This is a genomic window from Alicyclobacillus tolerans, from assembly GCF_900142255.1.
GTDB lineage: Bacteria > Bacillota > Bacilli > Alicyclobacillales > Alicyclobacillaceae > Alicyclobacillus_I > Alicyclobacillus_I tolerans.
Map to the genome: position 1 here is coordinate 23,381 of NZ_FRAF01000015.1, position 26,500 is coordinate 49,880.

Annotated in this window: 27 protein-coding genes and 1 pseudogene; 7 read left to right on the plus strand and 21 right to left on the minus strand. The window is 42.6% G+C overall.

From position 1 onward, the window contains the following. Positions 1-106: 106 nt before the first annotated feature. Entirely contained in the window at positions 107-685 is a 579-nt protein-coding gene (locus BUA75_RS09440) for a hypothetical protein (protein WP_072874362.1), read from the plus strand. Positions 686-822: 137 nt separating this feature from the next. Here BUA75_RS09440 and BUA75_RS09445 read toward each other — a convergent pair whose 3' ends face one another. Continuing rightward, positions 823-1,215 (minus strand): hypothetical protein, encoded by a 393-nt coding sequence (locus BUA75_RS09445; protein ID WP_242650288.1) that lies wholly within the window; start codon positions 1,213-1,215, stop codon positions 823-825. A 269-nt stretch (positions 1,216-1,484) separates the two neighbouring features. Here BUA75_RS09445 and BUA75_RS09450 point away from each other — a divergent pair, with 269 nt between their 5' ends. Further along, complete coding sequence (locus BUA75_RS09450) at positions 1,485-1,823, plus strand: LapA family protein (protein WP_072874364.1); 339 nt, start codon at positions 1,485-1,487, stop codon at positions 1,821-1,823. On the opposite strand, the gene moaA is transcribed toward BUA75_RS09450, so the two are convergent. Next, positions 1,758-2,783, minus strand: coding sequence for a GTP 3',8-cyclase MoaA (gene moaA / locus BUA75_RS09455; RefSeq protein WP_072874365.1), 1,026 nt, complete (start codon positions 2,781-2,783; stop codon positions 1,758-1,760). The two genes, BUA75_RS09450 and moaA, sit on opposite strands and share 66 nt — an antisense overlap. Before the next feature lie 139 nt (positions 2,784-2,922). On the opposite strand from moaA, the gene BUA75_RS09460 reads away from it, so the two are divergent. The 3 genes from BUA75_RS09460 (at position 2,923) to BUA75_RS09470 (ending at position 5,497) form a co-directional block, all read left to right on the plus strand. Beyond that, positions 2,923-3,675, plus strand: a complete 753-nt coding sequence (locus BUA75_RS09460; RefSeq protein ID WP_072874366.1) for a tyrosine-protein phosphatase — start codon at positions 2,923-2,925, stop codon at positions 3,673-3,675. Positions 3,676-3,770: 95 nt separating this feature from the next. Next, positions 3,771-4,187 carry a methylglyoxal synthase gene (gene mgsA, locus BUA75_RS09465; RefSeq protein WP_072874367.1) on the plus strand — a complete coding sequence of 139 codons (417 nt, stop codon included), beginning with the start codon at positions 3,771-3,773 and terminating at the stop codon, positions 4,185-4,187. Positions 4,188-4,240: 53 nt separating this feature from the next. Further along, the gene (locus BUA75_RS09470) at positions 4,241-5,497 is read left to right on the plus strand and encodes an aminopeptidase P family protein (protein ID WP_242650289.1); all 1,257 of its coding nucleotides are present in this window, start codon (positions 4,241-4,243) and stop codon (positions 5,495-5,497) included. 137 nt (positions 5,498-5,634) lie between these two features. Here BUA75_RS09470 and BUA75_RS09475 read toward each other — a convergent pair whose 3' ends face one another. From BUA75_RS09475 to purU, 6 genes and pseudogenes are all read right to left on the minus strand, one after another. Then, a complete protein-coding gene (locus BUA75_RS09475) occupies positions 5,635-7,329 on the minus strand; it encodes a M3 family oligoendopeptidase (protein WP_072874415.1) in 1,695 nt (564 codons plus the stop codon). 72 nt (positions 7,330-7,401) lie between these two features. Then, positions 7,402-7,884 carry a hypothetical protein gene (locus BUA75_RS09480; protein WP_072874368.1) on the minus strand — a complete coding sequence of 161 codons (483 nt, stop codon included), beginning with the start codon at positions 7,882-7,884 and terminating at the stop codon, positions 7,402-7,404. Then, on the minus strand, positions 7,881-9,047 hold the full coding sequence (locus BUA75_RS09485) for a ParM/StbA family protein (protein WP_072874369.1): 1,167 nt from the start codon (positions 9,045-9,047) through the stop codon (positions 7,881-7,883). Before BUA75_RS09485 ends, BUA75_RS09480 begins: the two co-directional genes overlap by 4 nt. Before the next feature lie 278 nt (positions 9,048-9,325). Continuing rightward, positions 9,326-9,745 (minus strand): MaoC/PaaZ C-terminal domain-containing protein, encoded by a 420-nt coding sequence (locus BUA75_RS09490; protein WP_072874370.1) that lies wholly within the window; start codon positions 9,743-9,745, stop codon positions 9,326-9,328. Further along, positions 9,745-10,185 carry a MaoC family dehydratase N-terminal domain-containing protein gene (locus BUA75_RS09495; protein ID WP_072874371.1) on the minus strand — a complete coding sequence of 147 codons (441 nt, stop codon included), beginning with the start codon at positions 10,183-10,185 and terminating at the stop codon, positions 9,745-9,747. Before BUA75_RS09495 ends, BUA75_RS09490 begins: the two co-directional genes overlap by 1 nt. Positions 10,186-10,222: 37 nt before the next feature. After that, a pseudogene (gene purU, locus BUA75_RS09500) lies at positions 10,223-11,151 on the minus strand (formyltetrahydrofolate deformylase). A 119-nt stretch (positions 11,152-11,270) separates the two neighbouring features. Between purU and BUA75_RS09505 the strand changes: the two are divergent. Further along, positions 11,271-12,254 (plus strand): L,D-transpeptidase, encoded by a 984-nt coding sequence (locus BUA75_RS09505; protein ID WP_072874372.1) that lies wholly within the window; start codon positions 11,271-11,273, stop codon positions 12,252-12,254. Between the two features lie 6 nt (positions 12,255-12,260). On the opposite strand, the gene cls is transcribed toward BUA75_RS09505, so the two are convergent. Beyond that, positions 12,261-13,706 carry a cardiolipin synthase gene (gene cls / locus BUA75_RS09510; RefSeq protein WP_072874373.1) on the minus strand — a complete coding sequence of 482 codons (1,446 nt, stop codon included), beginning with the start codon at positions 13,704-13,706 and terminating at the stop codon, positions 12,261-12,263. Between the two features lie 654 nt (positions 13,707-14,360). Further along, positions 14,361-14,978: a nitroreductase family protein gene (locus BUA75_RS09515; RefSeq protein WP_072874374.1), complete on the minus strand. Its 618-nt coding sequence runs from the start codon at positions 14,976-14,978 to the stop codon at positions 14,361-14,363. A 232-nt stretch (positions 14,979-15,210) separates the two neighbouring features. Between BUA75_RS09515 and BUA75_RS09520 the strand changes: the two genes are divergently transcribed. Next, positions 15,211-16,386, plus strand: coding sequence for a solute carrier family 23 protein (locus BUA75_RS09520; protein ID WP_072874375.1), 1,176 nt, complete (start codon positions 15,211-15,213; stop codon positions 16,384-16,386). Positions 16,387-16,461: 75 nt separating this feature from the next. Here BUA75_RS09520 and rlmH read toward each other — a convergent pair whose 3' ends face one another. The 11 genes from rlmH to BUA75_RS09575 form a co-directional block, all read right to left on the minus strand. Continuing rightward, positions 16,462-16,941: a 23S rRNA (pseudouridine(1915)-N(3))-methyltransferase RlmH gene (gene rlmH, locus BUA75_RS09525; protein ID WP_072874376.1), complete on the minus strand. Its 480-nt coding sequence runs from the start codon at positions 16,939-16,941 to the stop codon at positions 16,462-16,464. Positions 16,942-17,025: 84 nt separating this feature from the next. Then, complete coding sequence (locus BUA75_RS09530) at positions 17,026-18,246, minus strand: S1C family serine protease (RefSeq protein ID WP_242650290.1); 1,221 nt, start codon at positions 18,244-18,246, stop codon at positions 17,026-17,028. A gap of 81 nt (positions 18,247-18,327) precedes the next feature. Continuing rightward, positions 18,328-19,179, minus strand: coding sequence for an MBL fold metallo-hydrolase (locus BUA75_RS09535; RefSeq protein WP_072874378.1), 852 nt, complete (start codon positions 19,177-19,179; stop codon positions 18,328-18,330). Continuing rightward, the gene (yycI, locus tag BUA75_RS09540) at positions 19,157-19,999 is read right to left on the minus strand and encodes a two-component system regulatory protein YycI (protein WP_072874379.1); all 843 of its coding nucleotides are present in this window, start codon (positions 19,997-19,999) and stop codon (positions 19,157-19,159) included. Before yycI ends, BUA75_RS09535 begins: the two co-directional genes overlap by 23 nt. Further along, on the minus strand, positions 19,996-21,288 hold the full coding sequence (locus BUA75_RS09545) for a two-component system activity regulator YycH (protein ID WP_072874380.1): 1,293 nt from the start codon (positions 21,286-21,288) through the stop codon (positions 19,996-19,998). The genes yycI and BUA75_RS09545 overlap by 4 nt, the downstream gene beginning before the upstream one ends. Continuing rightward, positions 21,281-23,074: an ATP-binding protein gene (locus BUA75_RS09550; RefSeq protein ID WP_072874416.1), complete on the minus strand. Its 1,794-nt coding sequence runs from the start codon at positions 23,072-23,074 to the stop codon at positions 21,281-21,283. The genes BUA75_RS09545 and BUA75_RS09550 overlap by 8 nt, the downstream gene beginning before the upstream one ends. Beyond that, a complete protein-coding gene (locus BUA75_RS09555) occupies positions 23,061-23,753 on the minus strand; it encodes a response regulator (RefSeq protein ID WP_072874381.1) in 693 nt (230 codons plus the stop codon). The genes BUA75_RS09550 and BUA75_RS09555 overlap by 14 nt, the downstream gene beginning before the upstream one ends. Before the next feature lie 31 nt (positions 23,754-23,784). Beyond that, the gene (locus tag BUA75_RS09560; protein WP_072874382.1) at positions 23,785-24,237 is read right to left on the minus strand and encodes a hypothetical protein; all 453 of its coding nucleotides are present in this window, start codon (positions 24,235-24,237) and stop codon (positions 23,785-23,787) included. Next, the gene (gene dnaB, locus BUA75_RS09565) at positions 24,234-25,574 is read right to left on the minus strand and encodes a replicative DNA helicase (protein WP_072874417.1); all 1,341 of its coding nucleotides are present in this window, start codon (positions 25,572-25,574) and stop codon (positions 24,234-24,236) included. Before dnaB ends, BUA75_RS09560 begins: the two co-directional genes overlap by 4 nt. A 78-nt stretch (positions 25,575-25,652) precedes the next feature. Next, the gene (rplI, locus tag BUA75_RS09570) at positions 25,653-26,102 is read right to left on the minus strand and encodes a 50S ribosomal protein L9 (RefSeq protein ID WP_072874383.1); all 450 of its coding nucleotides are present in this window, start codon (positions 26,100-26,102) and stop codon (positions 25,653-25,655) included. 20 nt (positions 26,103-26,122) lie between these two features. Further along, the gene (locus BUA75_RS09575; RefSeq protein ID WP_072874384.1) at positions 26,123-26,428 is read right to left on the minus strand and encodes a MazG-like family protein; all 306 of its coding nucleotides are present in this window, start codon (positions 26,426-26,428) and stop codon (positions 26,123-26,125) included. Between the last annotated feature and the right edge of the window lie 72 nt (positions 26,429-26,500).

The window sequence follows — 26,500 nt, forward strand, 5'->3', positions numbered from 1 at the left end:
GCGAAAATAGTTCGGTCCCTCAAAGACCGTTCGGTCTCGCCAAACAATGGGCGCAAATCTAGGTTGCTTGTCGTATTTGCGCCCATGAAGCGAGGAGGTGACAAGCGTGGCTACAAAAACTCCTGTTCCAAAAAAAGCATTGCCAAGCGCAACCAAAAGACGTAAGACGGCTGGAAAGGCCGCAACACCAAAGTCTACCACTTCACTTCCAAATCCAAACCAAAGTAACGGTTCGTCAACAAACAAAAAAAAGCAGTCGCAAACATTATCTCAACTGTTGACACCCAAAAATATACAGAATTCTTTTAAAGCAGTAGACAATCTGCGCTCGACGGTCAAAAATTGGCTTTCCTATCTCCAACAGGCAGATGTTTGGCTGGATAGCATCTATGGAACAACGACTTCTTTAAAAGAGGCGGGGATCCTTGAGAAGCTAACTTCCAAAAAGAAAGGCAAACTGACCACAGAAGATTTTACAACCATCTTTGCTACCATTCTTAACACACCCTTAGGCGGACGGATGCTCCAAGGTTTAGGTGGTGGCGAAACGAGTTCGGAAGAAACTCCTGCAACACCTGAACCGACCGCATCTGCTGCAACCAATCAAAATTCATCTGGACAAAACGGCTCTGGTCAACAACCGGCAGCACGAAATCCTACTCTTCCCCCGCCAGGAATGATGTAAAATAGATTTTCTTGACATAGGGCCTGCCTCTCCTATAGAAAGGCAGGCCATTTTAAATTCCCATATATGCTGAAGGAAAAAAGGTGTCCTGTCAGCCGTTATACAGCTGGCAGGACACCTCCTATCAAACATGGCTTTCAATCTTTTGTTTTGGGTACAAATTTTTTAATCTCTTTTAAAGTTTTATCATCCACATTTTTTCCGTATTTTTTCACCAATTCATCCACATTGGCATTTGGTCCATTTTTGGTAGCGTCTGTATAAGCATTCATGAACTGTTTAATACGCTGTTCAGGAACAGGTAATCCTAATTTGTTGGCAAAAGATTTAGCTAAATTTTCAACTTGTTGAGGATCTTTCCATTGTTCTGGTTTAACCTTCTTGACATCGTCAAGGATTTCAAAAATAGCCTTACGCTTGCCACTCAAATTATTTTTCAATGTATTGAGGGGCGTTCCGTCGGCACGGTTGGAACTGGTTTGTGCTTCAACAGCGGGCTGTTCTATGGATTGGATTGGTTGTTCTTGCACCCGCCCCTTTTTTCTGGCAGTCACCGTGCGGTTTTTCTTCCCGGATACACTGCGACCTGCTCGGTTTGGCACGTGATTTTCCTCCTCTGAACGTTTCATGCTGAGGTATGACTCTCCATACCGTATGCAGAAAACCGCTCCAGACGTGCCAATATTTTTTCAACTTCAGCACATGTCTGTGCCTCTTTTCGGTACAATAGTTCATATCTCATCTAAGTTAAATATGACTTCCTTCTGAAAAAATTAGAAGAAAGGCTGGTGATTCTATCATGAAAATTCAAGGTCGATTGATATTAGCTCTACTTTTTGCTGTCATTGTAGCTATTTTTGCGGTGATCAATGTCCATCAAGAACCTATTAACTTTCTCTTTGCTACTGCTTATGTTCCACTTGTTCTGATTATTCTCGGTTCCGCTGCTGCAGGCGGCATAATTGTAGGCAGTTTTGGACTCGTTTCACAACTGCGTCTGCGTCGCAAATGTAGCCAACTGGAAAATGAATTGTCAGAACGTACTGCGCGGATGCAAGAGCTAGAACAACAATTATCCCCCGATACGGGACATCTCGACCTTGGGCAAAGCGACAGTAGCGTCCGTACGGATCTCTGAGTATCGATCTCGCCTGTGTTGCCACAGCGAACACAATATTTCTTTAATTTCCTTGTCACTAGCACCTTCGCGCATGGGTGTTTTGATATCTAATCCATCAGCCGCAAACAAACAAGTGTAAACTTTTCCATCTGAAGAAAGTCGCGCTCGCGAACAACCATGACAGAAGGGGTTAGTGACTGAGGTAATCAGGCCGATTTCACCTTCCCCATCCAGATAACGGTAACGTTTGGCTACATCATTAGGCGATCTCGCTGGTATCGGTTCAAGTGGCCAACGACTAGAAATTTTCAACAGTATCTCATTTGCGGAAACCACATCTTGCAGACTCCAGCCATTGGTGGTACCTACATCCATGTACTCAATAAGGCGCAAAACATGGCCCGTACCCCGGAAATATTCAGCCATCTCTATGATTGCGTTGTCATTTTTCCCTTTTTGAACAACCATATTTACTTTAACTGACGTAAAACCGGCTTCTTTTGCTGCTTGAATGCCCTGTAGCACACGCTGAACCGGAAACCTTACTCCGTTCATGCTGCCAAAAATGTTATCTTGCAAAGAGTCCAGCGAAACTGTCAAACGTTTTAAACCTGCTTCTCGCAAACGTTGTGCGCGTTGAAGCGTAAGCATGGACGCATTGGTAGTTAAGGCAATATCGCGAATGGTATCTACAAGCGCAATTTTATGGATTAACTCTTCAAGATCTTTACGTAATAAGGGCTCTCCCCCGGTAATGCGAATTTTTTCTACACCAAGCTGCGAAAAAATCCTTACCAACCGCTCAATTTCTTCAAATGTCAAGATTTTCTCGTGGGGAAGAAAAGAATAATTCGATCCGAAAATCTCTTTTGGCATACAATAGGTACAGCGAAAATTACACCTGTCAGTGACTGAAATCCGCAAATCTTTCAATGGCCGACTCAGTGCGTCCACAATAGGTTGGATCGGTTGGTCCATGTTTATCTCCTCGTTTCACGAGCGTAGATAGAATTTAATCATTTCCCAAGAAATATGTCGAGGTCTGTCGAAAAGACATATCCCCGATTGGAACCGTTCTGCTGGACAGATCATCCATAGAAAGGAACGAAATTAAATTATGTACAAGCATTATACGATAACAGATATTCATACACACGTTTTACCGAATCTTGACGATGGTCCAGAAAATATGGAAGAAACCGAACATCTACTGACAGCCATGCATGCAGTAGGGGTCGATCGAATTTTCTGCACATCCCACTATCTTTCTCCCTCTTTTGAAGTCTCTCTTCAGCAAATGACTTCAGCCTATGATCTTCTGCAGTCCACTCCTCAAAAATCAGCATGGCCCGCACTTCAACTGGGTGCTGAAATGCGCGTCCATCTGCAACAATTGGAACGGCTAAAAGATAGTGATTGGCCCCGCCTCGGAGACACGCATTACATTCTTCTGGAACTTCCCAACCTTGGACTCGCTCAAACTACTCTGCAATTTGTGAAACGTGTTACATCCGCAGGATTGCACCCCATTATTGCCCATCCTGAAAGACTTGTTGAATTGCAAAAGTCATTTGACTTAGTCGATCAACTGTTAGCTACTGGCGCTAGTTTCCAATTAACTGCCAGCTGTTTTATACCTTCCGCCAAAGCGGATCGACCTGTGAATCGTCTGGCATGGACTTTGCTGGAGACCGGATATGCCAGCGTCATTGCGTCTGACAGCCATAACACCAACGCCCGCCCTCCTGCACTGGTCGCTGCATACCAAGGCATTGAAGAACGGTTTGGAGAGAAAGCGGTTATACAACTCATTGAAAATGCCAATAAGATATGGCAAGACGATGAAATCTCCCGAGTAGCTGTACGTTAGATTTGTTTGAAAGGTTTGAATGACTCACATGTGGAATTCATATAAAGAGACAAGTTGGTTACTTTCATTCTACCAAAAAGGACGGTGATGCCATGATGAAAATTGCATTGATTGCCCATGATAATCTAAAAGACTGGATGGTCAACTTTGCAGTTGCCTATGAACCTTTTCTCCTTCAACATCAACTTTTCGCTACAGGCACAACAGGTTTACGAATCATGGAAGCTACATCCCTGCAGGTCGAACGACTGCAGTCCGGCCCAATTGGTGGCGATCAACAAATTGGTGCATTGATTGCTACAGATCAAATGGATATGGTCATTTTTTTGCGCGATCCGTTAACTGCTCAACCGCATGAGCCTGATATTTCTGCACTTTTGCGCATTTGTGATGTACATAATGTTCCTGTGGCAACCAACTTGGCAACTGCAGAAGCTCTCATTCGAGCTGCTGCTCAAAATTTGCTCGGTTCTTCTAACAAGCCTTTATTCTCTCCACCCAACTTTACCTGAACCGATTTTCCCTACCGTTTTGATTTCTAGAATATACTAAGGAGGCAAACTTCGTGGGTCATTTGGAAGACAGAAAAATACGCCGTGCAGCAGTAGCTGCTGCAATGGAGGACAATTCTTTTGCTTTGCTATTTTCTGGAACCCGTATTCCTCAATCGGAAGATCATGATTATCCTTTTAGTGTCAATCGCAACTTCTATTATTTGACGGGCTGCAACAGAGAAAATCAGATTTTGCTGATCAGCAAAAGAAATGGAAAAATCTCTGAGACCCTGTTTACACCTAAAACTAATCCTGATTTAGAAAAATGGGTCGGTTTCTATATGACTCCTGAAACCGTGAAATCACTCAGTCATATCGATGATGTCCAGCCTAGGGAATCATTCGAAAATATCCTCGGACGTATGTTGAGTTGGCAAAATCTCCAATATTGCTACCTGGATTTTGATCAAAACCAATTACAACAGGAGCCCATCAGCCTTTCACACCGCTTTGCAAACACCATACAACGTAACTATCCTGGACTGACGATTCGCAATTTACACTATACATTGAGTCAAATGCGCTTGATTAAATCATCTGCTGAAATTGAAGAAATTCGTAAAGCCATTGCTGTTACTAACGAGGCTATTCAAAATCTTTGGGCGCACAGCCAACCTGGAATGAAAGAATATCAACTGGAGGCTTACTTTGATTTTACACTTCGTAGCCACGGCGTTTCAGAACACGCTTTCCCGCCCATTGTTGCTTCTGGTGAGCGCGCTACCATCCTTCATTATGTCAGTAACGACTTAACTGCCGAAGATGGCGAACTCGTTTTGCTCGATCTAGGAGCCTCAAGCGGATACTATGCGGCTGATATTTCGCGGACTTTTCCGGTCAACGGTAAATTTTTTGAACGCCAAAAGGCTATATATGAAGCGGTTCTTGAAGCGGAGGAAAAAGTGATTGCCGCTGTGCGTCCCGGCGTCACTTGGTCTGTGCTGAATCAAGTGGCTAAAGATTCTTTAGCCGAATCTCTTGTTCGTTTGGGAATCGCAAAATCGAAGGATGAGATTGACGAATATTATTACCATAGCGTCGGTCACCCGTTGGGATTGGATACACATGATGTGGGCGATCGCGATGTTCCCCTGGCGCCTGGTATGGTGATTACCATAGAACCTGGATTGTATATTGCCAAGGAGAAGATTGGTATAAGAATTGAAGATGATATTTGGGTAACTGAAAACGGACACGAAGTCTTGTCACAAGCTATTCCCAAAACGGTTTCTGAAATCGAACAGCTTGTAGGAAAACATCGCCAATAAACCTGTAAAGACGAATACGACTTTTATCATCAGCATAGGACTGTCCCACTCGTTCTTCCATGGGGCAGTCCTATTCAACATGGATAACATCAGGAGTATTCTTGTTCCAACGCGCAGATTGTCAAACCTTAGTCAATCTAAAATCGACTAGCGTCCACACTATCTAACCAACGAGTTATAGGTGCTGTGACGGATGCTACTGCCCCTTCTTGAAAAGGTGACATCAGCCTTCCTTCTCGAACAATATCGAGAAAGGAACGACTTCCCCCTACCCTGCATATGCGCAAATAATCTTTCCAGGCTTCTTCGGGATTTTCTTGCCTTTTTTTCCAAAATTGAAACGCACACACTTGAGCCAAGGTGTAATAAATATAAAAAAAAGGACTTGTGTAGATGTGCGTTTGGTGCTGCCAATATCCACCCGCCTCAAGAAATGGATTATTTTCATAATCTCGATGCGGTAAATATTCTTTCTCTATGTTCAACCATATTTCTTTGCGTTCCCTTGGTGATAGATTGGGTTCGCTATAGATTTGATGTTGAAATTCATCTACTGCCACGCCATATGGAATAAAAGTTAGCGCTTCTGATAGATGTTTATAGCGAAATTTATCCGCATCTTCTGCAAAGAAGTTATCCATCCAGGGCCATGTGATAAATTCCATACTCATAGAATGGATTTCACATGCTTCTAAAGTTGGAAATAAATATTCAGGTACCGGCAATTTTCGGCTCATATAACTCTGAAAAGCATGCCCAGCTTCATGAGTCAGTACAGTCACATCATGATAAGTGCCATTAAAATTAGCAAAAATAAAGGGGGCTTCGTATTTAGGAATTACCGTGCAGTACCCACCTACCGCTTTTCCCTTCTGAGCCAGCAAATCCATTAATTCGTTCTCCTGCATATTGCGGAAAAACTGCCCCGTTTCAGGAGAAAGTTCTTCATACATTTGAGCTGCTTGAGCTATAATCCAATCTGCGTTTCCGTGTGGATGGGGATTTCCATTAGCAAAAGTCAACGACTCATCATAGTATCGAAGGTTCTCCAGTTGCAGTCTGTTTCTTTGCTCCTCACGGAGTCTGCTTGCTATGGGTACTATTTCCTGTTTAACCTGACGCCTAAAGCGGGCTACCATTGCGGCATCATAATCTGTTCGATTCAGTCTTGCATAGGCGAGTTCCACAAAACTTGGATAGCCAAGTTTTCTGGCCATTTCATGTCGAACATGGACTAATTCGTCATAAATATTATCTAAATCTTCTTCTCTTTCTAAAAAATAATTCCACAAGCTTTCTTGTGCGTCTTTCCTTGTTTCGCGATTCGTTGACTGAACGTAGGGACCTAGCTGCGAGAGATTGAGTATTTGGCCTTGAAACTCTATATTGGCTGCTGCCATCAATTGTTGATAACTTGTTATAAGCTGATTTTCTTTTTGTAAATACGGGATGATGGATTCATCAAATGTTTTTACACTATTTTCTGCGATTCGGAAAAGCTGTTTTCCCCATTTGAGCTCTAGTTCACGACGAAATGGTGTATTGATGAGTTTCTGATAATATTTATTAATCATCCCCTCCATAATGGGGCCATTCTGATCAAAATATGCCTGCTGTTCTTTGTAAAATTCATCTTCGGTGTTCATACTATGCCTTATGTAGACCAACGACTGCCGAGAATTGTAGTCCATTCTCAATCGTTGTATTTCTTCCAAAACTTCATCTTGTTTTTCCGCAGATGTACTACCCTCAAACTTTTCTATTAATAGGGAAAACTTTCCCGCCATCTCCTGTATATCCGGTTTCTCATACAACATTTCTGTAAATCTCATATCAATCGTCATCTCCCCTCGTTTCCTCTTCTTCTATTCAAAGTATACTGAAACTCAGGGATGATGACTGAATTAATTTTCTTGTTGACGTGGTGCCTGTTGAACGAGTGCCATACGCTGGCGACGAAGCGCTTCTATTGCCTTCATGGGTAAACTTGCAGGAGTTTCTGCCGTGTGCGATTGGCTAACTGATTGTTCATCTGTCGAAGCTGTAATGGATTCTCCCCCTGTGACTTGATTTAGCGTTTTATTCTCCACTGATGGTTGAGTTACATTTGTTTGCTTTTCATCTGTTCTAACGGGTATCGATTCTAAAGCCTCCATGGCTATGTTTTCTTTCACTTTGTCTACCGTTGTATCACTTGTCATGATTCTCGATTGTTTTAGATGTTGCTCCACAATTCTCAATATCTCGTAGCTAAAATCGCCTTCGCTCTTTAGTTGATTAATAAAATTTACAACTTCTTGCGGCGTGTCAGACGCAATATAAATATGAATCAAATCTCCATGACGAACTGTCTTTTCCCTGCGACGCCGCTCTCGCCGCTCATTCACGCTTTATCAGCCTCTGCTGAAGCTATTTCCATTTGAGCTGGCGACAAAGCGGTCGCTAAAGAGCGGAAAGTTCCACGCAAATTACGCATTTGTGCTAATTCTGGTGTATCAAAACGAAGTGGATGTCCTTGTCGGTCTAACTCTTTTATATAGGGGCTGAGTATGGCCGATCCGCCACCGATAAATAAAAATTCTTCCGCTTCTGGTGCAGCTGCCCACGCATCAAGTACTCTATCCAGTACTTCTCGGGCCAACTCGCTTAAGTGCAAATTTGCAATATCAGCAATACTTCCTTTAACCAAACCCTGCCATCGTACTTCATAATCTTTATGAACCAATCTTTCTACTACATTGACATCACTGCTTAAATACTCTTGTCCCATAGCAGTATTAAAATCTTTGCGAATTTTAGTGACAATGTCGTTTAAATTAATTCGAAATCCTGTGGAAGTATAGTCGTCAAGTTGCAAACCTGGTCGAAAAAATGCAATATCCAGGTCAATTCCACCGAGATCAGCCACTCCAAAAGCTTTGTTGGCGAGTGAATTCCCTTTTTCACTGGCAATATCAATAATACCAGCCACGTTATCAACATTTACTCCATCAGGCAGCGCAATATCCAGTTCAACTACAACTCCAGCATACTCGGGTGTTGATTTAAATTGTACGGTATGAATTCCGGCTGTCAGTTTTTCTTCAAATAGTGCTGCTTCTCCCACTTCTGCTATAGGTAATCCGATACCAAGCTGTACATCGACTCGTAATTTTTTAACTCCGTTCTGGATATCTTGCGCATGTTTTTGCGCAGCTGCATAAGCGATGGCGGTTAACGTTGTAATGAGCGTCTCTACTCGTTGCGATTTCATCTGGGCTGCCCGATAACCAACAATGGATTGGGCGCGAGCATTTCGAGATGCTAAGACACCCACGTGATAATTTCTTCCTGCCCCTTCCGGAATCGCTGGGGAGACAATTTCGACATCTAAATTTTCTATGGGAGAGCCTTGGTTTAGAATCACTTTTCGTTTGATATCCGATTGGAAAATTACATTGGGAAACATGAAAGTTTGATCAATATTTTCATATGCTGCCTTAACAAAACTATTGCCATTGTCGACAGCGATAACGAGTTGTGTTTCTTTCATATTGGATTCCTTGGCCATGGGCTGCTCTCCTTTTAATCATTCTTTCCTCTGTCCAGCAAAACTGTCATTCTGTAATCACTATCCTACCTACCACTCATTATAGAGATTGTGCTAGATTATCGTCAAACATCAATGCATTTATGAATTTATGGGTTAATAAATAAATGAATATACTAGTTAACTACTAAATTCATATATTAATTAACCCCTAAACCCGTTATCGAAAAAAAGTGAAATCAAAATAAAAAACCTTAATGAATGAAGAACATTCATTAAGGTTAGAAAAAAGAAAATTATTACTGCTGAGGAACCATAAAAGTAGCCGAACCTGCTACAACACGAGCTCCATTCTGAGTATGAGCTTCAATATCACACTCAACGTAATATTCCGTACCTTGCTCTTCTATTTTTGTTACTTTACCACTACAAGTAACAACATCCCCAGGCCGAACCATTTCCTGAAATCGAACCCCAAACTGTAAAATTCGGCCTTGATAAGGCTTAACCGTATCCTTAATCATTTGTCCCACAAAAGCCATGGTCAGCATACCATGCGCGATAACTCCACCAAGGCCCGCTTCAATTGCAAACTCGTCCACCGTATGAATGGGATTAAAATCACCTGATGCACCAGAATACATAACCAGTTGTGTTTTCGTTATGGGCGGCTTGATCAAACGAGGTAACTCCTGCCCAATCGTGAATAAAGGATTCATCACTTAGCACCTCCCGTACGAATAACTGTTGAATTTTCAACCAACAAGAGTTCTCCAGCACTGTTCCTAACTTCAGCTTCAAACATGTAAAATGTCATGCTACCTAGTCGACCTGAGCTCTCGCGCACTTTTAACAATTTACGACTGCAAAAAACTACATCTCCAGCATAGATAGGTTTGTGGTATGTAAATCTCTGCTCACCATGTATTAACCCAGCTTTAGGCATCTCAAGACCAGGTATCTCTCCGTAATCAAATGTACGAGAAAAAGTAGGAGGAACCGGAATGGCAGGAAAACCTGCTTTTTTTGCCGCTTCCTCATCCCGGTAAACGGGATCGTCATCTCCTATCGCTTCAGCGAATTTTCGAATAGCTCCCTTTTCAACCTCATTTTTTACAGGTTGCGAAGAAACACCAACCATATCCTGCAAAGACGACATTTTATACACCCCTTTTTAAGAACATACTGCATCATCATCATACTAGTACAATAGTTTTATTACGATGCACAAGAATCCGATCCTCCACATGCCACTTCACAGCTTGAAATAATGTGGAACGTTCCACATTTTGACCAATTCGTTTCAGATCATTTACTGAATCTCTATGGCTAACCCGCAAAACCTGTTGTTCAATAATAGGTCCATCATCCAATTCTTCAGTCACATAATGGGCAGTCGCACCAATTAACTTTACACCACGATGATAAGCCTGTTCATACGGATTACAACCTACAAATGCCGGCAAAAAAGAATGATGAATATTAATGATACGGTTAGGAAAAGCCGCTAAAAATGTGGGGAAAGAATCTGCATATATCTAGCCAAGACAATAAAATCAACTTGCTTTCCAATGAGGTTAAGTTGTTTTTCTTCAATCATTGCTTTCGTGTCTGGACGAACAGGCAAATAATGAAAAGGTATCCCTAAAGATTCAACCAAAAAACGAGCATCATCATGATTGCTGATCACCATGCGAATATCCGCATGCAAGTGACCTATTTCCCATTGCCATAATAATTCTCGTAAACAATGTTCCTCTCGAGAAACAAAAATAACAAGTTGTTTGCGACGATTGGAGAGTTCAAAGTGATAATCCATAACAAATCTATCCGCAATCTCAGCAAACTCAGAACGTAAACAATAAATTAAACTTCCAACTGAAGGTATCTCAAATTCAATCCTCATAAAAAACAAGTTGTCATCTTCACTCGTGTACTGATTAGATTCCACAATATTAGCGTCATGCAGGAACAGGAATTCAGAAATAGATTTGATAATGCCTGGTTGGTCTTTACAAATCACTCTTAATCTGCAGCGAGAATCTCTTTCACGCAATAACAAATATTCACCACCTCTATAAACCTCAACCCTAGACAGAAAGAAATAAGAAAGACAGACAAGCATTCTGCATAATTTTACACTACGCAAACTTAATTTCGACAGTATTTGACGTCCTGTCTTTGTTACACTTTCCACATTGTCATCATACATATATTTACATCGAAATTAGGATGGTGCCTTGTATGAAAATAAAATTGGCGCAAATCATTACATTACTTCTGACAACACTTACGATATGTGCAGTAAGCGGATGCTCCACATGGGAAACGTTAAAATCTGCACACACAACAACCGATATATCTGGCAACGCAAAAACCCAACCCATCGATACCCATGTTAAAGTCAAGGTAGACGTTATAAAACCAAAAACGATTCCCCTCCTGACGAGAGGAATGACTGGCAATGAAGCACTATGGTATAACGAAGCGTTAGCCTTATTAGGTTATTTACCTGTGACATGGAACGACCCACAAACTTCCGACCTTCAAAGCACAACAGCGGCCACATACACAACACCAACAAACGATACAGAAAATGATGAAATGATCGAAAGTCAGTTTGCAACGCAACTCGTCCATCATCAGTTAGAACCCATACTATCAGTGCAGTGGTCTTGGAAAGGGAACTATCCCGAAGCCCTACAAAACGATTGGAATCCTTACAAAGCGACAGCCATTACACAAGGGGCAATCATGAGTTTTGAACACCAACACCAACTTGCTGTGGATGGAATAGCCGGACCAGAAGTGAATCAAGCACTCTACCAAGCATTGTTACATCATCAACAGAACAGCCAACCATACACTTATATTGAAGTACAAAAAACAAAGCCTGAAACCTTACAAGTGTGGGAGAGCGGTCAACCCATTTTTAAAAGTTTAGCTAATACGGGAATAGCAGCAAGTCCAACGCCCAACGGTATCTGGCCAGTCTATCTACGATTAAAAGAACAAACCATGCGTGGGACCAATCCCAACGGAACTCCTTATGACGATCCGGGAGTACCCTTTATCAATTACTTCTATCATAGTGACGCTGTCCATGGATTCATTCGCGCATCCTACGGCTTCCCACAAAGTCTCGGTTGCGTAGAGCTACCCATTATTAACGCAAAGACAGTCTATTCCATCATCCATTATGGAACACCCGTACAAATCATTAGTTAAGGCATATTAAAGAATGGGGGATAGCAAGCGGGCACATGATTCAGCAATTCGAACTGCATGTGGACGTTTTTGATATAACTCACGAGTCAACTCAGAGCTTTTTTCAATATCCGTATAAAACAGTTCCGCCAACCGGCATGCGATTCGACTGTCATACAAAACAGCGTTAACTTCAAAGTTTAATTTAAAACTGCGAATATCAAGATTTGCAGTGCCAACGGATGCTAATTCACTATCGATAACAACCGTTTTGGCATGTAAAAAACCGTTTTTATACAAATAAAACTTTACGCCTACCTCCAAAAGCTCCGCCAAATAAAAGCGCGAAGCAAAATAGACCAAGTAATGATCAGGTTTATCAGGTAGCATAATTCTTACATCAACACCAGAAAGAGCCGCTGTCTTTAGTGCAGTCAACAAACTTTCGTCAGGAATAAAATAAGGACTTTGAATTAAAATTTGCCGTTTGGCTAAATAAATCATTTTTACATAAGCATTTCGAATCGTTTCTGAACGACTGTTTGGTCCACTAGAAACAATTTGAACTCCTACGTCACCTGTATCAGGTTGAAGAGGAAAATAGTCATCCGTTACACGAAGACGTTTTTTTGAGGCAAAATTCCAGTCCATCAAAAAGAGAGCCTGCATTTCCAACACAGACGTCCCTTCAATTTTCAAATGTGTATCACGCCAAGCTCCAAATCGTACATCACGGCCAAGATATTCATCACCAATATTAAATCCCCCAATATAACCCACTCTGCCATCAATAATCGCCAATTTACGATGATTTCGATGATTCATACGCGGATTGAAAAAAGGAAAAATAGAAGGAAAAAAGCGGGCAACATATCCTCCTGCTTGAATCAAATCGCCAAAAAAATCCATATGCAATCCTTTACTACCAACAGCATCATATAAAACTCTGACTTCAACACCCTCATTCGCTTTTTGAATCAAGGCGGACACAAGTTGCCTACCTAGTCGATCAGGGCGAAAAATATAGTATTCTAAATGAATATGATGTTTCGCTTGTCGAATAGTATCTAATAAAGAAATAAATTTACTCTGTCCATCGTAAAACACTTCCACCCGATTATCTTGGGTAAAAACAGCATAACTACTGACTAAATTCATATAAATAAGGTCTTGGTATCGCTGAACAAACGGATCGTAAAATTCAATATTTCCTTCACGGAGATTCGTCTTTTGAGCTTCAACAATCGCATTTACAAACTCTCTCTGCATACGACGAATCCGATACATTTTTACTCCATTTAATTTCTTTCCAAGTAATAAGTACAACAAAAAACCACCAATAGGAACAAACAAAAGAACCATTAACCATGCCCAAGTTACTGCAGCATCTCGTCGTTCAAGGAATATAATGACCCCCGCAGTCACCAAATCAATGGAAAATGTTACAATATAAAGAAGATGAATGAGCATCATGCCTATGCAGCCCTCTCATGGTCACGCATGACCCAAACTTCAAAAAACATATTGCCAAAAATGACTCCAATCCTATTCAAGCAAATCCATCTGCTTTCAAAACAAAACGATTGCTTATCAACATTGTATCAAAATTACATGACTGGTATCGATTATGAGAGACGAATGGAAACCATCCAACACTGGTAGAAACAAGTCTGTTTAGTCTGTATAGAAAAACTTGTACGGAGACAAAGTGAAAGTGTGCCAACGATCAATCAACAAAGGAGACGATATAAATGGGTAACAGTAAAACGTATAATTATCCAAAAGCAAATTCCGTCAGTACCAGTTCTCAAGCCGGACATAGTTCTCGAGTTCAAAAACGCAAACCTGAACCCCACCAAACACAAAATCTCGAACAAGAAGACACTGCCAAGGGCTCACGCACTCTACACGATTAAGAATTACCCATTCATTGAGTTGGTTCATATAGGATGATCTAAAAAACTCCAAGCTAATACATCCAATCAAAAATTATCGATAAAAGGGCCTCCTCATCAACTCTGAAACTCTAAGAGTGAAAAGGAGGCTGTTCTCCAATTAAAATTCAGAACAAACTTTGAAACAATCGTGACATCCTCAATAAAAACATAACAGTGTTGAATATAAAACTTACTTAAAAACTTTTACTCGCTCAGAAATAGGATTGAACTGTTTTTCACCAGCAGGTTGCTCTGGCTTACCGAATGGCATCTGTGCAATCAATCGCCAAGACTCTGGCAACTTCCATTCTGCTTTTACTTTCTCATCAATAAGAGGATTGTAATGCTGTAAACTTGCTCCCAATCCTTCTGCCTCAAGCGCCATCCAAATCACAAGCTGATGCATTGCGCTCGTATGCTGAGCCCAGACAGGAAAATTATCTTGATATAAGGGAAATTGTTTTTGCAAACTTTCGATTACTGACCAATCTTCAAAATAGAGCACAGTTCCATATGCTGATTTAAAACTATCCATTTTTTGCTGAGTAGAAGCAAATTGATCAGCAGGAACAACTCCACGCAATACGTCCGTCGTCAAATCCCACAATTCGTCATGCTGTTTACCCAGCAAAAGTACTATGCGAGTACTTTGTGAATTAAAGGCGGAAGGTGTATGTTTAATGGCTTCTTCTATGATTTCCTGAATCCGAGCATCAGAAACAGGAGAATTTTTGCTTAAGGCATAGATGGAACGACGGTTACGAAGTGCCGTATAGAAATCAAATGGTTGCTGAGTTTGTGTATTCATACTTCATTTACCTCCACTACTTATTTTTTGTTTGCTACGCATTTTTTATACTATCATTCTCTCTGACTAAAATCAATTCAGAAGAGCAGAAATATCATGCGAAAAGATACGAACAAGCATACAGTAGTTTTTTACCAAAGGACGGTTTACAAAAGATTTTCTAATTCATCTTGCAGAATACTTGTCCAAACCGTATACTTGTGGCAATTTGTGTACTTTGGAGGTAATTAGGATGCGATCGTTTTTCCGCGGCTTACCGCTCTCATTCCAACATGTCTTTGCAATGTTTGGCGCAACAGTCCTAGTCCCCTTGCTTACCGGTTTAAATCCTGGAGCGACTCTTGTTGCAAGTGGCGTAGGAACTCTGTTATTTCATCTGATTACAAGGGGCAAAGTGCCAGCTTATCTAGGCTCTTCATTCGCTTTTATTGCTCCATTGGCGCTATTTGTCAGTCAACATCATGCTCCTAATCAAGCAGCAGCCGGACTTATCAGTGTCTCCATTGTTTATTTTATTTTTACGATTCTGGTAGCTACGATTGGTTTTGACAAAATCCGCAAAGCGATTCCACCAGTCGTTGTAGGTCCAGTAGTTGCAATAATTGGTCTCTCTTTAGCGCAAACTGCGATTACAAGCGAAGCCAATACACATTGGGATGTGGCCATTGTCAGTCTTGTAGCCGCCATCTTGTCGGCAATTGTAGGAACTCGACAATTACGCCTTTTACCTATATTAGTAGGAATTGTCGTTGGTTACCTTTATGCCGTATTGCGAGGATATGTATCATTTCAAAAACTCCACGCTTCTCCCTGGATACAAACACCAACTTTTCACATGCCAGATTTTACTTGGACTGTGGTACTTTCCATGGCTCCCATCGCACTAGTAACCATGATTGAAGATATTGGTCATATGTTTGTATTAAATGAAATTATTGGACGCGATGTGACGAAAGATCCAGGCTTTTCATCTATTCTCTTGGGAAACGGTGTCGCCACTCTTGTCTCAGCGCTCATTGGAGGCCCCGCCGAAACGACATATGCCGAGAATCTCGGTGTACTTGCCATGACTCGCCAATTCTCCAGCCGATTAATAGAAGGCGCTGCAGTAATTGCCATCATATTAGGACTGCTTGGCAAATTTGGCGGCTTAATTGAAACCATACCTGCTGCTGTCATGGGTGGAATTGGCATTTTGCTTTATGGAATGATTGCTGCCATGGGTATTCGGCATATGATTGAGGAGAAAGTCGATTTAACAAGAACCAAAAATTTAATCATCGTCGCAGTCATTTCTATTATAGGCGTGGGAGAGCCCAATAACGGCATTGCCTATGCCACCATTGCAGGACTGATTATTCATTGGATTTTGCCCGATCGCGATCGCCCCAAAGAAGTGACAGCGTAAAACGGCAGCTATCGATCATTTAAGCTGTGGAGGATGACATGAATTCACCGATGAAACGCTTAAGTGAGTATACCGTTACTTATGATACGGTTCACCCCGTTGAATACGAATACCCCGATATAGCTGCTCTAGAAGTACAACACGGGCCAGCGCATGTGGCAAAGTTAATGGTCCAAAAGACCATCGAAAATCAGACCGCGCACGTATTTCCGAATGAACGCCTAGTGAGCCCCCCACGATAAAGACCAGGCGCCCAAATCCACGCCCGCAAAGTTCTTGATATTGTTGACTCCACTTCTCAGAGGTCAGCTCTTTCCCTAAGATGTCCAACAAGACTAAGCCGTCTCTTTGCCGGAGATGTCGAGATAAACGCTTTGCTTCTAATTGCAGCACCCGTTCTTTATCCGCCGCAGAATAATGTTCTGGACATGGCTCATCATCGACTTCCAATATTTCCAATTGCACATAAGCGTTAAGGCGCTTTGCATATTCTGCAAGCGCCTCCTGATAAAATTTCTCTTTGATCTTCCCCACAGAAAGAATACAAATTTGCATGTCAGGCCACCTCATAAAATTCTCTTTCTATGACAGCAGCCTAAACCAGTCCAACATGTTTCCTGTATACCAAAGAAACTAAAATCAGCGAGTGCTCCAGAAATTTGGACCATATTCGGGGGCTCCCTGCAAAAACGGATCGACATCATCATCCGATGAAGAACTTGGAATGATGGAATTGGGGCTGGCTGTTGTCAATTTCGTATCCATTTTACCTATTTTCAACTTAAGATTCAGTTCGCGGCTACCCCGATATACTCGCAGTTGAGCTACATCGCCTGGATGCTCCTGAAAAAGATGCGTACGCAAATCAGCCATGGTTTTTACCGGATGATTATCCATAGCCACAATCACATCATTCTCCTGCAATCCGGAAGCACGAGCTTCAGGAGAAATAGCAGCCTTCACCCATACTCCATAATCAACAGGCACATCCGGCCACCACTGCTCTGGCAGAGTAGCCAACGAATATCCTTCAATGCCTAGCGCGGGATGAATAGCATGGCCTGTCTTTAACAATTGATTGGCAATGGTCACAACCTCATTGGAGGGGATGGCAAAACCCATTCCTTCAAACTCAGGCGCTACAATTTTACTGCTGTTAATACCCATGACCTGTCCGCGAATATTGACCAAAGGCCCTCCACTGTTACCTGGATTGATAGCAGCATCTGTCTGTATCACCGCTTGATAATCGAGCACCTGATCCGTCTCAGGTTCGGAAACTGGCATAATACGCTTGGCAGCGCTCACAATACCTGCTGTCACCGAATCAGCAAAATCTAACCCCATTGGCGTTCCAATAGCAATCGCAGGTTCACCCACAATCAGATCATTTGAATTGCAGAAAGTCACAGGCTGAATTCCTCGTACTTCTGTAACTGGGAGTCGAATAACCGCCAAATCTGTATATGGATCGGTACCTACCACAGACGCTTGAATATGTTTTCCCGACTCTAAGACTGCGCTCACTTTAACAGAACCTTCTACCACATGGTTGTTCGTTACGGCGTAACCGTACTCGCTGTCTTTGTAAAAAAGTACCCCTGTTCCCACACCAGCGGGCTCAATTTTGGTCTGCTGAGTAATGTTGTTCGAGATTTGCGCATAATTGACAATTCCCATTACGGCTGGTTTTACACGTTTCACCGCGTCAGTGATATTGTTTGTGTAGCCGCCAGAAATCGCTATGGATTGGGCACTAGCTTCTGCATGAAAAACCACCGGGCTCAAGCAAAGAAATGTAGATACGCTGCTTAAAGCCAAGAAGCATTTTTTCATTCTTTGAACATGGCGCTGACTCATCATAGACACCCTCCAGATGGAGAATTCGGCAATGATTGCCTCTTCGAATTCTCCCTCTAGCGTGTCTCAGACCGACACTTCCTATGCGTTGCATTTAGCGGACACAGGAGTCAGTATCGTCGGTTCATAGCGACTTGTCCGTAACAGTGAGACCTGTTCTTGATAGGTCGATCGCGCTTCCTGTAAAATACTCGAAACTGTTAAATCAGCTAAATCGGGCTGATTGTTCTCTTCACTTAAATGAGCCAAATAAACTTTTACTTCTTGTTGACCGATAATATCAATCAATGCCTCTGCAGCATCCGTATTGGACAGATGACCCTTATCGCCAAGGATGCGCCGTTTGATAGACCAAGGATACGGACCAGCTCGCAACATCTCTACATCATGGTTGCTTTCAAAAACATAGGTGTCGCAGCCAGCAATCACATCTTTAATCGAGTCACTGACAAAACCGAGATCCGTGACTACAGCCAGACTTTCGTCTCCTGCATCAAACCGATATGCTACCGGTTCTTCTGCGTCATGTGAAACAGCAAAAGGCGTAATTCGAATATCGCCAATACTAAAAACTTCTCCTGCGCGTACAACCTTATGAATGTGATTTCCGCTTATTCCTGACACAATTTCCGCATATGTACCTTCCGTCGTATAGAGTGGTGCTTGAGAGAGCTTGAGTATCTGTTTTAAGCCGCGAACGTGATCGACATGCTCATGGGTAACCAGTACAGCCGTTATTTGCGAACCATCCACTTGGCAAGCGGTAGCTAATCGTTGGGAAATCTGTTTACCGCTAATACCCGCATCAAGCAACAAACGAGTCTGTTCTGTAGATATGTAAATTGCATTTCCACTGCTACCACTCGCTAAAACACTAACAGACAACAAAGAGTGAATCCTCCATCCTGCGTCAAGCTGACGCACTCGATGCATTATCTACTTCACCTGTTAAAGCGTTGACGTCATAAGACTGGCTGGGTGTAATAATGCGCCAAACCGGAAACCAGAGTTGTTGTCCCAGGTGTCCACTAGAAATTTTTCCTACTCCAACTTTTCTGGCATATCCTAATTGTATACCTAAAATCACATTATCTGTGGCACTGTAGGTCTTGTCTACCGATTCTGCCAGACTATTGAGCGCATCAATCGCTGATATGACAGGTTTGGGTCGGCCAATCGGCTGGATATGGTGAATGGCCTGTTGACTATAACCTAAAATTTCACCATGTGAACCTGTTCGAATTTGAATATGGACATCAAAAACCGGAAAATTATTGTAGTTTTCCAGATAATCGGATATATTTTGCGTCGATGAATATTTATCAAATGTATACAACTGTCCATGAAAAGCTGTCTTCAACAGATCCACAGGCTGTATCCCTTGCAATGGAGGCTGAAATTGAATCTGGCAAGTTTCACCTCGCACTTTGATTTGACCCTCGGAATCTTGAATCTGTGTAGTAGACGTATAGAGAATTTTTCCATTTGGAAAAACTGCTTTGGCTAATTCATCTAACTTGGGCGTAATCCAATTGGCTTTAAAAGTAACCATCTCTGGTTGTGACTCTGGAACATGCGCTTGGAGAGTAAAACCGTGATCAGCCAATACCGTTTTCGTATTGGCAAGAAGATCGCTGTAGGACTCGACATAGCCATACGTTTGAATATGACTTTCATATAATTGCCAGCCAAGAATAAGATCTAAAATCAAAAAGGCAGCAATCAGCCAATTCTTTGCGACCTCCCAATTCACGGCAGATCCCCTCCTAAAACATGACCATCTATAGCGTCAATGATAAGCTGCTGCCCTTTCGGCAATTGTACAAAATACGCTGGAATTAAAGATACGATTGAACCTTCATCTTGCTCATCAAGGCCGAGTTGAATTTGTTGTATCTGTTTGATTTGTTGAACACTTAAAATCGTTTTTAAGACATTCAACAACTGCCAACCATTTAAAGCATTTCCTCGGGTTGAATCTATTTCACTGGCCAAATTGTACAAAGGACGACTGAAGGACACGACTCTGCCCGCTCGAATGACTACTTGATAGTCGTTCGATCCGTTTAAAATGGGCAAACCATCAACATAAGGCACTAGAGTGATGGTTTCTCCTGAAGCATTGGACTGCACCTGTGTCGCAATCAGATTATTAGGTCCTCCACCGTGATCGCGCACAAAACGTGCGGCTAGTTCCAAGGTATCCAGATTTTCAATTCGTTTGCCGCTTGCATTTGGATCTTGATAAGTAATTTCATCTGGATGCTTCGTCCATTGCACGGCTCGACTGCCATCCGTCCAAAGGGTAGTGTTATTATCTTCCTGAATTCGCGTTACGACTAAAGGATTGACAAAAAATGAATGAACAACAGGCAGAAGCGAAATCGCATTGGTGGTCCAAGTGCTCGTACTCAATTGGGTATAGGAGCCTGGCAAGTCATTATTACTTTGTACGGTAGTCCAAATGGACCACGGTTGTGCCCTGACGGCTTCCGTAATTTGATTGTAAAGTGAAACAGTCGATAAGTTGGTTTGCGCTTCGTAGTCTACTCCGCCGCTGGTTAATCCAAGCCATACAGGCCCATTGGAGCTTGTCTGATACAATAAAATTAACCCTGAGTATTGCACATACCCTGTCGGTTCAATATTCGGTACCCATTGTTGTAAAAGTGCTGCAGACAGAGGCACGCCAAAATCATATTCCACCTCGTCCAAGGTTCTCTTGGGGAAAGCTGGGATTTCCTGCAAAGCAGTCACACGCACTGATTGCAATAATGTAAGCCATTGATTGTAACTATGAGTTTCCGGTAAAGCGACACTTAAACTTGCTGCCGAATGTTGACTGAGAATAATTCGATACGGACGACCTAATTGGCTCGCGATGGGATACTCGGTTGCTGCCAATGGCAAAGGTTCACCAATACCAACTTCCGTTGCGTTTTGAAAATCTCCTACCCACAGCCAATAGCTTAACAACAGTGAAAGCCCAACTAAAACAACTAAAATAAGGGTACGAATGTGTGCGAGCCAATTTTTATTCATATTGGCCAACCCCTTTATCTTTGACCATCGGCAATCGCAAATGAACCTTTGTGCCTCGATTGACTTCGCTTTCCATATCAATGGTACCACCGTGGCGCTCAACAATTTCCCTGGCCAGCGCCAACCCGAGACCAGTACCACCCGATCGACGACTACGCCCTTTGTCCACTCGATAAAAACGTTCAAAAACATGCGGTAAGTCTTCTGGTGGAATGCCTATACCTGTATCAGAAACTATAATTTCTACTTCATCCGCATTTTCTATATGAGCTGACAGGCAAACAATTCCTCCTGCAGGGGTATATTTAAAAGCATTAGAGAGAAGGTTGTCCAAGACGCGATGCAACATATCTTCGTCACCCAACAAGGTAGCGGGTGGAGCGGGATCAACTATAAAAGTTAACTCGCGCGCATTTGCCTGTATACGGAACCGCTGCTCGGCAAAAGCAAACAAACGTTCCATGGTAATGTATGTAACTGCCCTTGGACGCTGCGAATCCTTGGATAAACCGGATAAAAGCAATAGATCTCGCGTCAAACGGACCATTCTATCTGTTTCATCACTGACAACTTGTAGAAAATCTTGTCGGACATCTTCTTCATCTGGTGTTAAATCGCGAAGAGCTTCAATATAAGACTTAACCGAGGTTAGCGGTGTTCGCAATTCGTGCGAAACGTTGGCTACAAAATCTCGTTGCGCTTGTATGAGTTTCTCTTGTTCTGTCACATCTCGAATCACCGCGACATAGCCTTGGCGTTCTTGATGCTGTTGAAGCGCTGTCACGTGAACATGAAGAATACTCTGACCAATTTCTCGAACCCAAATCTTCTCCCGTATATCTTCTTTCATTTCTGTCAAGCCAAGCCGTATCGCAGCATTGCTATCGTTTGTGCGCAATTGCAACATACGCCGTGCCGCTTCGTTTAAGAAAAGCGGTTGCCATTCTGGATTAAAAGCAACCACGCCGTCACCCATCGAAGTAATAATGGCTCGCAAACGTTCCTGTTCCCGCTGGTTTGTTTGCAAAGCATCTTCCAATTTAGTCGTCAAATCATTAATCGCTGTCGCCAAATCACCAAATTCATCATCGCCACCCACATGCACTCGACGACTGAAATCTCCACTGGCCAAGACACGGGCTTGACGTGTCGCATCTAGAATAGGACGAGTAATGGTTCGCGCCAGTAAAATACCAAGCAGAGCTGCTAACATTAAACCTATGGCCGATCCGGTATAAAAAATCTTTGTAACCTCATGGACAGTGTTATATACAGACTGGATGGGGACAACATATTCCACCACGCCAAGAAATCGGTTGTTATACAAAATAGGTACAGCAACGGTTAATAAATGCTGGTTTGAAAGAGGATCAAACCGAATGGCGGCTACCGTTTTGTGCTGCAAAAGAGCCTCTGTGGAAACTGAATCTGTGCGCTGCTGACCAATCAATGCTGTTCCTGCAGAAGTATCTACCACAAATCCGTCACGATTAAGAATATAGACCGAACCACCCATAAATTGTGGCAGAGACGATAACATGGAAGTCAATGTATCAAGTGGATGTTTGTTATGTGACGAATTACTTATTTCCAGTTGCGGAGCTACCAATATGGACATAAGATGAGCCTGATTTTCTACAGTTTGTGTCTCACTCTGAACGAGAGATGTCGTAAGCGTACGCACAAAATAAGCTCCGATGAGCTCTAAAGAAAAGAGTACGAGCAATAAAGAGACCGTCACTAACTTAAAACGAATACTTCGCCAAAAACGCCTATCTTCGCGCATAATAGCCAACACCGCGCCGAGTCAGCACATATTCAGGAGCACTTGCATCCTCTTCTAATTTTTCACGCAAACGCCGGATGGTCACATCAACCGTACGCTCATCCCCCACATAGTCCATACCCCACACCTCAGTCAGCAATTGCTCTCGGGTATAGACCAGACCTGGCCTTGAAGCGAGATACGCTAACAACTGAAATTCTCTATGTGTGAGAGGTATTAAAGTACCATTCTTACGCACCTCATAGTGGGCCAAATCAATGACAATATCATGTAAATAAAGTAAATGACCGTCTTCTTTTTCATGCATATCCCTCTCAAGTTCAACACGTCGTAACGTTGCCTTTACACGAGCCAACAATTCACGAGTAGAAAACGGCTTGGTTACATAATCATCTGCACCCAGTTCAAGACCTAAAATTTTGTCAACTTCCGCATCCCGTGCAGTCAACATGATGATGGGTACAGCTGTAAATTCTCTTAACTCTCGACATACTTCAAAACCGTCTTTCTCAGGTATCATTAAATCCAGTAATACTAAATCCGGTTTTTCTTCGCGAGCCAATTGCACTGCACGTACACCATCTTCAGCAGAAATCACTTGATAGCCTTCTCGTTCCATAGCAAATCGCAATATTTTTTGAATTGGCTCCTCATCTTCTACTACTAAAATTTTCGGCATAGAGTTTCCTCTCTTTATGGAGAATCCAACATCAAGAATGTTGATCTAAAGCTACCCAAACGAAGTGAGGATGTGTCAATACGGCTTGGTATCTCCCCAATTGCATCAGCAACAACGGATAGGGAGATAAATTCGTCTGTTCTGGCAAATTTTCAGACTCTACATAACTTTCGATATCAAATACAGGAGGACCAAACCACCACGGTTTCACAGTAACATACGACTCGACACCTTGTAAGGAGCCGATTTGAGCAAAGGATGGAATATTATAAACAAACGCGAATCGGGACCAAAAAGCAACTGACAAACCAATCGCCAGCCATGTAATCGCACGTGTCCAAAATCGCAGCGAACGCAAAGCGCGCAAAGCACGAATTCTTCGCATACGTGCTCGACGTTGTTTACGTCGACGCTGCCTTTTCTTATTAAGCTGACGCTGATATTCTTTGCGACCAAGCGTCTCGAGCGATCCTGACTCTATCATGGTGCAGCATGCGCCCTCTCCAGATTAACAAATTTATTGTAATTCTTTAAAAAGACAAGCTCGACCTTTCCGGTTGGCCCATTTCTCTGCTTGGCAATAATAATCTCAATGATGTTTTTCTTTTCGGACTCTGGATCGTAATAATCATCCCGATAAAGAAACGCTACAATATCGGCATCCTGCTCAATACTTCCGGATTCACGAATGTCGGAAAGCATTGGACGTTTGTCCTGGCGCTGTTCAACAGAACGGCTTAACTGTGCAAGTGCTACCACAGGAACTTCCAGTTCACGAGCCAACCCTTTGAGCGATCTCGATATTTCGGAAATTTCCTGCTGCCTATTTTCTCCCGAAGCACGGCGACCCTGAATCAATTGCAAATAGTCAATCACCACAAAACCTAAACCTTTTTCTAATTTGAGACGACGAAGTTTACTGCGCATTTCAGGCACTGTAATACCAGGACTGTCATCAATATAGAGTGGGGAGTTGGATAGTGTGCTGACACCCATAGAAAGCTTTGGCCAATCCTCGTCATCTAATGTACCATTGCGAAGTTTGTGTCCGTCAATATACGCTTCAGCGCAAAGCATACGCTGAACAAGTTGATCTTTAGACATTTCTAAAGAAAATATCGCAACAGGTAGACCTGCTCGCACAGCAACATTTTGGGCAATATTGAGTGCAAACGCTGTTTTGCCCACAGAAGGACGAGCTGCAACAATAATTAAATCTGACTTTTGAAATCCGCTGGTCATTCTGTCCAGTTCACTGTAGCCTGTTGGAATACCTGTTAACTGGCCCTCACTTGCGTACAACTGCTCAATACGATCGAAGGTCGATTGCAATACATCAGAAATATGGGTAAAATCGCGAGTTTTTTGATACTGCGAGAGTTCTAATATCATTCTTTCTGCATCAGCAAGGACTTCTGCAGCTGTTTTTTCTGTATCGTAACCTTGTTCAGCAATTTTCGTAGAAACCTGGATAATGCGGCGCATTAAAGCTTTTTCCTTAATGATTCGTGCATAATGATAGGTATGCAAGGCTGTTGGCAAGGCGGCGGCCAATTGAGCGATGTATTCAACGCCGCCTACGCTTTCCAAAGCAGCTTCTTCTGAAGCTAAAGAAGCGGTAACAGTAATCACGTCAATCGGTTCTGCTTCTTGAAACAATCGTTGCATGACTCCATAGATGATACGGTGGGGAGTACGATAAAAATCATCTGCTTCAAGAATCTCAATAGCTTCCACGACTGCATCATTGGAAATGAGCATAGCACCAAGAACCGCTTGTTCTGCCTCAATTTGTTGAGGAGGCAAGCGTAACCCGTTCATCTCAACTTCTCTTTGCCGCACAGATGGAGATACGGCTTCTTCCACTCCTGACTTCTCCTCTCCAAACTCAAAACAGTTTTATTCGCCTTCGGCAATTACGTGTACTCTGACGTTTGCCCCTACTTCTGGATGCAATTTCACATGCACTTCATGATATCCAAGCGACTTAATCGGTTCATGCAAAACAATTTTCTTTTTATCAACAGGATAGCCAGCTTGATGTAAGGCATCTGCAATATGCTTGGTGGTAATAGCTCCAAACAGACGACTACCTTCACCTACCTGCACCTTGAGCAAAATTTCTCTGCCTTCTATTTTTTGAGCTAGCGCTTTAGCGTCTGCCAATTCCTGTGCTGCCCTGCGTTCCTTGCTCGCTTGTTTTTCCTTTAATTGATGTAAGGTGCCCTGATTGGCTTCTACTGCCAACTGCCGAGGAAATAAAAAGTTTCTAGCATATCCCTCTGATACCTCTTTAATTTCGCCTTGTTTACCTTGTCCTTTCACATCCTGCAAGAAAATAACCTTCATCCATCAACTCTCCTTTTGAGCTAAGCCCGATGGTCTAGATATCTTCGAACAGTTGCCGAATCCTCCTGCAAAGCTTCATCATCCAATGAATATACGGATAAAGCCTCCAGAACTTCCTGTTCAATCACTGCCGGCGCAATACCCATCTGGCGACCTAACAGATATGCGGAAGCTATCAACGCTCCAAGTGAACGCGTAAGCTCCCGTTCTTCTCCGAGATGTATACTTTTAAAAGTTTCCGCTACATCTGTGATGAGCCCAATGCGCAAAGATTCTAATACACGCAAGCGCCGGGCAATTTGTATCTGAGGATCCGTGTGCGACACCTCGATTTCCCCCTCAATGCGCACCAGTGCTCCGCCTCTAACCTATTGCATCGCGAGTAATCCGCGCGCTGT

Bases quoted from the DNA above. Each gene is read 5' to 3' on its own strand.
- BUA75_RS09450 (WP_072874364.1), top strand. From the start codon at position 1,485: ATGAAAATTCAAGGTCGATTGATATTAGCTCTACTTTTTGCTGTCATT.
- moaA (WP_072874365.1), bottom strand. From the start codon at position 2,783: ATGGACCAACCGATCCAACCTATTGTGGACGCACTGAGTCGGCCATTG.
- BUA75_RS09460 (WP_072874366.1), top strand. From the start codon at position 2,923: ATGTACAAGCATTATACGATAACAGATATTCATACACACGTTTTACCG.
- mgsA (WP_072874367.1), top strand. From the start codon at position 3,771: ATGAAAATTGCATTGATTGCCCATGATAATCTAAAAGACTGGATGGTC.
- BUA75_RS09475 (WP_072874415.1), bottom strand. From the start codon at position 7,329: ATGAGATTTACAGAAATGTTGTATGAGAAACCGGATATACAGGAGATG.
- BUA75_RS09485 (WP_072874369.1), bottom strand. From the start codon at position 9,047: ATGGCCAAGGAATCCAATATGAAAGAAACACAACTCGTTATCGCTGTC.
- BUA75_RS09490 (WP_072874370.1), bottom strand. From the start codon at position 9,745: ATGAATCCTTTATTCACGATTGGGCAGGAGTTACCTCGTTTGATCAAG.
- BUA75_RS09495 (WP_072874371.1), bottom strand. From the start codon at position 10,185: ATGTCGTCTTTGCAGGATATGGTTGGTGTTTCTTCGCAACCTGTAAAA.
- BUA75_RS09505 (WP_072874372.1), top strand. From the start codon at position 11,271: ATGAAAATAAAATTGGCGCAAATCATTACATTACTTCTGACAACACTT.
- cls (WP_072874373.1), bottom strand. From the start codon at position 13,706: ATGATGCTCATTCATCTTCTTTATATTGTAACATTTTCCATTGATTTG.
- BUA75_RS09515 (WP_072874374.1), bottom strand. From the start codon at position 14,978: ATGAATACACAAACTCAGCAACCATTTGATTTCTATACGGCACTTCGT.
- BUA75_RS09520 (WP_072874375.1), top strand. From the start codon at position 15,211: ATGCGATCGTTTTTCCGCGGCTTACCGCTCTCATTCCAACATGTCTTT.
- rlmH (WP_072874376.1), bottom strand. From the start codon at position 16,941: ATGCAAATTTGTATTCTTTCTGTGGGGAAGATCAAAGAGAAATTTTAT.
- BUA75_RS09530 (WP_242650290.1), bottom strand. From the start codon at position 18,246: ATGAGTCAGCGCCATGTTCAAAGAATGAAAAAATGCTTCTTGGCTTTA.
- BUA75_RS09535 (WP_072874378.1), bottom strand. From the start codon at position 19,179: ATGCATCGAGTGCGTCAGCTTGACGCAGGATGGAGGATTCACTCTTTG.
- BUA75_RS09545 (WP_072874380.1), bottom strand. From the start codon at position 21,288: ATGAATAAAAATTGGCTCGCACACATTCGTACCCTTATTTTAGTTGTT.
- BUA75_RS09550 (WP_072874416.1), bottom strand. From the start codon at position 23,074: ATGCGCGAAGATAGGCGTTTTTGGCGAAGTATTCGTTTTAAGTTAGTG.
- BUA75_RS09555 (WP_072874381.1), bottom strand. From the start codon at position 23,753: ATGCCGAAAATTTTAGTAGTAGAAGATGAGGAGCCAATTCAAAAAATA.
- BUA75_RS09560 (WP_072874382.1), bottom strand. From the start codon at position 24,237: ATGATAGAGTCAGGATCGCTCGAGACGCTTGGTCGCAAAGAATATCAG.
- dnaB (WP_072874417.1), bottom strand. From the start codon at position 25,574: ATGAACGGGTTACGCTTGCCTCCTCAACAAATTGAGGCAGAACAAGCG.
- rplI (WP_072874383.1), bottom strand. From the start codon at position 26,102: ATGAAGGTTATTTTCTTGCAGGATGTGAAAGGACAAGGTAAACAAGGC.